We start from the raw sequence: 5,606 nt of genomic DNA, 5'->3' as shown, positions 1-5,606 counted from the left end.
GCTGCGGGACGGCGCCGCCCGGCATGCCCCATTCGCCGCCGGCTGGTCGGGAGCCGGATCCTTCGACGTCGACGCCAGGGTCTTTGCCGGCATGCCGGAGGAAATCCGGCTTAGGCTGCTGAAGCGTGCGATCGACCGGCTCGGCCATGAGGGACCGGCGGAACTCGGCAAGGTCGAAACCCTGTTGGCGGTGCTGGACCGGGCGGTCGCAGAATGGGCCGGAAGGCGTCGGCCCGGGCTCATTCCGTCGGGACAGAAGCGGCAAGGGCTGAAACAGACGCTTGGCGGCGCGCTGGTCAGCCTGACCGGCGGCCGGATTCGGGTCGAACCGGCGCCGCCGCGCCGCCGCCGGGCGGATTGACGTCGGATCGAACGCGCGCGGGCGGGCTCGTCGGTGTCGCGAGTCTTAACCACCTCGGAAAACGCCGGTTCAACTGCCATTATTTCAGCGGGAATCCGGCTAACATGCGTTAAATAGTCCTGTCTGGTTCCCTTGGCATCGACCGCGGCGGCACCTAGATGGTAATGCAGCGGTTTGGGGGATTCCCTCGCGCTGCCCAAGGACATAAGGCCGCGATCCGCGCGACCACGAAGGAAGATCGATGAACGCCAATCTGCGCAATTTCGCCCTCTGGGTTATTATTGTCTTGCTGTTGTTGGCGCTGTTTACGCTCTTCCAGAACCCTGGCCAGCGGACGGCCTCGCAGGACATCTCGTTCTCGCAGCTGTTGGCCGAAGTCGATCAGAACAAGGTTCGCGACGTCGTCATCCAGGGGCCGGAAATCCACGGCACCTTCACCAACGGCTCCAGTTTCCAGACCTACGCGCCGAACGACCCGACGCTGGTCAAGCGCCTCTATGAAGGCAAGGTCGCGATCACCGCGAAGCCGCCCGGCGACAACGTGCCGTGGTTCGTGTCGCTGCTGGTCTCCTGGCTGCCGTTCATCGCGTTGATCGGCGTCTGGGTCTTCCTGTCGCGGCAGATGCAGGGCGGCGCCGGCAAGGCGATGGGCTTCGGCAAGTCGCGCGCCAAGATGCTGACCGAGGCGCATGGCCGGGTGACGTTCGAGGACGTCGCCGGCGTCGACGAGGCCAAGCAGGACCTGCAGGAGATCGTCGAATTCCTGCGCGATCCCGGAAAGTATCAACGGCTGGGCGGACGGATTCCGCGCGGCGTGCTGCTGGTCGGACCTCCCGGTACCGGCAAGACGCTGATCGCGCGCGCGGTGGCCGGCGAAGCCAACGTGCCGTTCTTCACCATCTCGGGTTCGGACTTCGTCGAAATGTTCGTCGGCGTCGGCGCCAGCCGCGTCCGCGACATGTTCGAACAGGCCAAGAAGAACGCGCCCTGCATCATCTTCATCGACGAAATCGATGCGGTCGGCCGTCATCGCGGCGCCGGTCTCGGCGGCGGCAATGACGAGCGCGAGCAGACCCTGAACCAGTTGCTGGTCGAGATGGACGGCTTCGAAGCCAATGAGGGCGTCATCCTGATCGCCGCGACCAACCGTCCTGACGTGCTCGATCCGGCGCTGCTGCGTCCGGGCCGCTTCGACCGCCAGGTGGTGGTGCCGAATCCGGACGTCGTGGGCCGCGAACAGATCCTCAAGGTTCACGTCCGCAAGGTGCCGCTGGCGCCGGATATCAACCTGAAGACCATCGCCCGCGGCACGCCCGGTTTCTCCGGCGCCGACCTGATGAACCTCGTCAACGAAGCCGCCCTGACCGCCGCCCGCCGTAACAAGCGCATGGTGACGCAGGCCGAGTTCGAAGAGGCCAAGGACAAGGTCATGATGGGCGCCGAGCGCAAGTCGCTGGTGATGACCGAAGAAGAGAAGATGCTGACGGCCTATCACGAGGGCGGCCACGCCATCGTCGGGCTCAACGTCAAGGCGACCGATCCGATCCACAAGGCCACGATCATTCCGCGCGGCCGTGCGCTCGGCATGGTGATGCAGCTGCCCGAGCGCGACAAGCTGTCGATGTCGCTCGAACAGATGACCTCGCGGCTGGCCATCATGATGGGCGGACGCGTGGCGGAAGAACTGATCTTCGGCCGCGAGAAGGTCACGTCGGGCGCGTCGTCCGACATCGAGCAGGCCACCCGGCTGGCGCGCATGATGGTGACACGCTGGGGCCTGTCGGAAGAACTCGGCACCGTGTCCTATGGCGAGAACCAGGACGAGGTATTCCTCGGCATGTCGGTCTCGCGCACCCAGAACGCTTCGGAAGCCACGGTTCAGAAGATCGACACCGAGATCCGGCGCTTCGTCGAAGAGGGCTACAAGGAAGCGACCCGCATTCTCACCGAGAAGCGCGCCGACCTCGAAGCCCTGGCCAAGGGATTGCTCGAATTCGAAACCCTGAGCGGCGACGAGATTCAGGACCTGCTCCAGGGCAAGAAGCCGAACCGCGAGTCGGTGCTGGAGCCGACCACGCCGCGCACCTCGGCGGTGCCGCCGGCCGGCAAGCCGCGCCCGCGTCCCGATCCGGACGCCGGACTGGAGCCGCAGCCGCAGGCGTGAGCCTGGAAGCGGTTCGCGACGGATTGAATTCGGCAACGGGCGCATCTTGCGCCCGTTGCCTTGTGAGCCGTCCCGCAGCCTCCGGACTGGACCGCCTGCGGACGAACAGCGGACGGCCGCTGCCCAAAACCTTAAACATTCCTAAGGGCTGTTCGCCTATTGGTTGGGGACGCGCGTTTCCCGCGAGGCCGCGGCGTGCGCAAGGGACTTCGCATGGCCATGCCCTTATCCGCCCCGCCCCCGTCAGGCGCGCCGGGCGCCATTCCCCCGGCGCTGCTGAACGTCTGCTTTGCGCTGGCGGTCATCAACCTCTCGTTCTTTCCGGCCGCGTATCTTGCCCATTGGTGGATCTACGATTCATCCGGACTTGGCATTCCGACCGATTTCGTCAACGTCTGGGCCGCGGGCCGGCTGGCGCTCGATGGTCACCCGGCGCACGCCTGGGACTGGAATATCCAGAAGCAGGTCGAAGTCGCGCTGCTCGGCCAGGATTTCACCGGCTATTTTGCCTGGCATTACCCGCCGCCCTTCCTGTTCGTCGCAAGCCTGCTGGCGCATTTTCCCTACGCGGTTGCGTTCATCGGGTGGGCCTTGGTGAGCCTCGTGCCCTATCTCGCCATGATGCGCGCGATCGTCGGGCATCCCTTCGGCTTGCTGCTGGCGGTGGCGGTGCCGATGGCGTTCAACAATGTGCTGGTCGGCCAGAACGGTTTTCTCACCGCCGCGCTGATCGGCGGCACGCTCTACCTGATGCCGGTGCGGCCGATCCTTTCCGGTATTTGCCTCGGGCTGCTCAGCTACAAGCCGCAATATGGTTTGCTGTTTCCGCTGGTGCTGATCGCGGCGTCGCAATGGACGGTGTTCTTCACCGCCGCGACGGTGACACTGGCGATGGCGCTTGCATCGTGGCTCGCCTTCGGCACCGAGAGCTGGCAGGCGTTCTTCCAGTGGATGCCGATGTTCTCCCAGGCCTTTCTCACCGAAGGCAAGGCGCCGTGGTGGAAGATGCAGAGCCTGTTCGCGCTGGTGCGCACCTTCGGCGGCACCGAAGCGCTGGCCTGGATATTCCACTGGATTTTCGCCTTCTCGGTGGCCGTGGTGCTGGCGTTGATGTGGCGGAGCCGGTTGCGTTACTCCGTCAAGGCCGCGGCACTTGCGACCGGCACCCTGCTGACCACGCCCTACCTCTTCATGTACGACATGATGGTGCTGGCGATACCGGTCGCTTTCCTGATCCGCATGGGACTGTCGGGCGGCTTTCTCGCCTGGGAATTGCCGGCGCTGGCCTGCGCGCTGGTCATGATCGCGGGGTTCATACTCACCGGGGTGCCGCTCGGCTTCGGCGCCACCCTGATCGTGGCCGGCCTCGTGCTCCGCCGCGCCAGCCTGTGGCGGCGGCCCGAGCCGGCGCCGTCCATGCTGTCGGCGGCCACCTGACCCGATCGGGCGGTCGATGCCGGCGCCCCCGCTGACATCCTGAATCTCGATATTTGCCGCTTGTCATCAGCTCTGAATAGGTGTTCAGTTCTTCAAAGCGGCGGCTGACCGCCGCACAAAGAATTGCAGCGCGCGTTGCCGGCCGGTCCGGCCGGCTTCGCGCTGGGACGAGAAACGCGCCATGGTCTATCGGCGAACCCATCAGGTGGTGAAGCGGCTGGCGGCGCGTCGCAGTGCCATCCTGGCGGCGGCGCGGGATGCCGCCGCCGCGGGCGGCATGGCCGCGGTGCAGATCGCCCCGGTGGCGATCCGCGCCAATGTCGCGGCCGGCACCGTCTATCGCTACTTTCCCTCCAAGGCGGATCTGATTTCCGAACTGATCGCCGAGGTCTCGCGCGACGAACTGGCGGCGATCCGCCGCGCCGCGGACGCGGCTCCCGGCCCGTCGTCGGCGCTGGCCGCCGCGGTCACCACGGTGGCGGTGCACGTGCTGTCGCAGCGCAAGCTCGCCTGGGGCATCCTGGCCGAGCCCGTCGATGTCGACGTCACCGCGTCCCGGCTGGCCAGCCGGCGCGAGATCGCCGGCGAGATTGCCGCGCGAATCGACGCCGCGGTGCGCGCCGGGCACCTGCCGGCGCAGGATACCGCACTCGCCGCCACCGCGCTGCTCGGCGCATTGCATGAATCGCTGGTCGGGCCGCTGGCGCCCGACAACACGGACGATTCCGGCAAACTGCGCGACGCCGTTCAAACCGTGACGCTGCTGGCGCTGCGCGCCGTCGGCGTGATGGACGCCCGCGCCCGCGGTCTCGTGGTGCAGGCGGTGCTGCCGGGGCGGACGCTGGTCGGGGCATAGGGAAATCGCTGGAATCGTAGGGTGGGCAAAGCGAAGCGTGCCCACCATCTTCGCACGACGAATGTGAATGGTGGGCACGGCGCGAAGCGCGCGCCTTTGCCCACCCTACAATCACGGACCTAATCCGCCGCATTGGCGTTCTTGGTCCGCTGGTTCTCAACGCATCCCAAGGAGCATCTGATGACGACGACATCCGGATCGGCCAAATGGCAAGGTGGCATCAAGGACGGCAAGGGCGCGATTTCCACCAGGAGCGGCGCGCTGAAGGATTACCCCTACGGCTTTGCCAGCCGTTTCGAAGGCAAGCCGGGATCGAACCCGGAAGAACTGATCGGCGCGGCGCATGCCGCCTGCTTCACCATGGCGCTGTCGCTGATACTGGGCGAGGCCAAGCTCACGGCCGAGCAGATGGATACCAAAGCCGACGTGACGCTGGAAAAGCAGGGCGATGGTTTTGCGATCACGGCGGTGCATCTCACGCTGAATGCGAAGATCCCCGGCGCCGACAAGGCAAAATTCGAGGAACTGGCAGGCAAGGCGAAAGCCGGTTGTCCGGTGTCGAAGCTGCTGAATGCCAACATCACGCTGGACGCGACGCTGCTTTAGTTCGACGGAGTCCATCCCAGACTACCCGACGGGCAAATCACTTCGGATTATCGGAATCTAAAGTCAAGCCCCGAAAACAAAAATATTCCGTTTAACACGTCGGGCAAATCACCTTTACTGATTTGCCCGTCCCGCCCGAACGAGGGGCGTGCGCACGTCACGAACGCGCGGCGGGATGCGAT

The 5,606-nt window shown here is 65.6% G+C and carries 4 protein-coding genes and 1 pseudogene; all 5 read left to right on the top strand.

The features are described from left to right. Positions 1–361 (top strand): annotated as a pseudogene (locus tag Q8R73_RS18455) (tRNA(Ile)-lysidine synthetase); the annotation flags it as partial. Positions 362–602: 241 nt separating this feature from the next. Beyond that, entirely contained in the window at positions 603–2,525 is a 1,923-nt protein-coding gene (ftsH, locus tag Q8R73_RS18450) for an ATP-dependent zinc metalloprotease FtsH (protein ID WP_305720987.1), read from the top strand. A gap of 213 nt (positions 2,526–2,738) precedes the next feature. After that, the gene (locus tag Q8R73_RS18445; protein WP_305720986.1) at positions 2,739–3,962 is read left to right on the top strand and encodes a glycosyltransferase family 87 protein; all 1,224 of its coding nucleotides are present in this window, start codon (positions 2,739–2,741) and stop codon (positions 3,960–3,962) included. Positions 3,963–4,143: 181 nt separating this feature from the next. Further along, positions 4,144–4,818, top strand: coding sequence for a TetR/AcrR family transcriptional regulator (locus Q8R73_RS18440; RefSeq protein ID WP_305720985.1), 675 nt, complete (start codon positions 4,144–4,146; stop codon positions 4,816–4,818). 180 nt (positions 4,819–4,998) lie between these two features. After that, a complete protein-coding gene (locus tag Q8R73_RS18435) occupies positions 4,999–5,424 on the top strand; it encodes an OsmC family protein (protein ID WP_305720984.1) in 426 nt (141 codons plus the stop codon). Positions 5,425–5,606 lie beyond the last annotated feature (182 nt).

The sequence above is a fragment of the Bradyrhizobium sp. genome (assembly GCF_030697065.1).
In the GTDB taxonomy this organism is placed as follows: Bacteria; Pseudomonadota; Alphaproteobacteria; order Rhizobiales; family Xanthobacteraceae; genus Bradyrhizobium.
This window is presented reverse-complemented; position numbering and strand designations above follow the sequence as displayed.